This window comes from Halobacillus sp. (genome assembly GCF_049282395.1).
Classification (GTDB): domain Bacteria; phylum Bacillota; class Bacilli; order Bacillales; family Halobacillaceae; genus Halobacillus.
Map to the genome: position 1 here is coordinate 1 of NZ_JBAPTY010000382.1, position 1,674 is coordinate 1,674.

The 1,674-nt window shown below is 40.7% G+C and carries 1 protein-coding gene; it reads right to left on the bottom strand.

All coding sequences use genetic code 11. The features are described 5' to 3' along the window. A partial coding sequence (locus WAM07_RS15945; RefSeq protein ID WP_422168409.1) for a helix-turn-helix domain-containing protein occupies positions 1–1,656 on the bottom strand: 1,656 nt, incomplete at its 3' end. Between the last annotated feature and the right edge of the window lie 18 nt (positions 1,657–1,674).

Sequence of the window (1,674 nt, forward strand, 5' to 3'; positions counted from 1 at the left end):
ATTATAGACTTGGCAGGCAAGCTGAACATTGAACCAATCGCCTGAATCGTCAAAATCAAGCTCAAGGATGTCCTGAATTCGTTTGATGCGGTAATAAAGCGTGTTCGCATGAATATTGAGCTGATCCGTAATCTTGCGTAAATCTTTATCAAAGGTAATATAACTAATTAAAGTCTGAATCAGTTCACCATTTTTCTTATGATCATATTCAATTAGAGGTCCAAGAAAATCAGAAATATAAAAATTGAGTTCTTCCCTGCTATGCTGTAAGAAAAATCGGTAAACTCCAGCCTCTACAAAACTCATCACCTTTTTACCTGGCTGACTATCTAAAAGCTGAATGCATTTCTCTGCGTCTTTATAAGAGTGATTCAAACGGGACAAGTTTTTATGAACTCGTCCAACTCCAAGCTTAATCGGGGCAGACTTCTTTTCCATTTGACGAACAAAAGGTTTAATGCTTTCTCGTGCAGCCATTTTGCCTTGTACATCTGGAAAGCTGACCATGGCAAATATGTAAGAACTGTTCATTGAAACAATCCCATTGAGTCGATTGTCAGTTAAAGCGTGTTCAATTGACGCTACCATCTCATCTTTCTGTCTTCGTGCATTTTGGTGCTTTCCTTCATTTTTGTTTATTCCCGTATCAACTTTACACAAGACCATTACATAATAATCCGAAGTTGAAAATCCCAGGTTTGATGCCTGTGCTTCAAGAGAAGGAGTCATTTCTCCTGCTAGTACACCTTCCACAAGTTCACCCTTTGCTCTATTTTCGGCTTCTCGAATAGCATCCTGCTTTGTTAATTCCAAGGACAGAACTGTAGCACCATACTCAAACAGAACGATATCATTTTCAAAGAAGTCCGCTGAGTCGATCCACACACAAAGGAACCCCCACATGGAATCAACACCTACTACCGGAAGAACAACGAGACGCTCTTCTCCTTCCGTAGTCATTTGCTGCCATTTGTTCGTTGATATAACCTTTTTTACTCGCTCATTGTTTAAAAACTTTACGGGTAATTGTTTATCTTTCGCCTCATTATCAATATAAAAAGGCTTTAATAATGAATCATAGATCGCAAAAGGAAAGCGTACCATTCGCTTTAGTGTACGCACGATCGCCTCCGCCCCTTCTCCCCGGGCGGCAATATTCGTTAGCTGATGGTGAAAATCTGTGGTTCGCTGCATGGTAAGATGTTCTTTACGTAAAGCTTGATGAGTTTGTTGCAATTCCTTTCTCTGCTTTCGCTCCTGCTTATAAAGTTTAGAGTGCGTAATAACAATGGCTACATGGTCAGCAAGCGATTCCAGTAGTTCTAAATCCTGCTCTGAGAAAAAACTGTTGTACTTGAAACTGTCGATCGTCAGGACGCCAATTGTTTCGTACTGGAAGCGTAAAGGAACAGAAATCATGCTGTCCGGAAACGCTATATCCATTGTAGAGTCAATGTAATATTGAAAGTTGGCTTCAGACATATTGCTCATCGTTTCGGTAATTTCCTTCTCCCCATGGATCATCATAGACTTTCCGTGTTGAAACACCAGGCCGCTGACACCTTCCCCTACCCTTAACCTCGTTTTCTTGTAGCTGTGTTCTTTAAAGCCCACAGCCGACTGGACAAGAAGTTTGTCAATTTTGTCATCGTGCAAGAATAAAAAGCCTGTGTC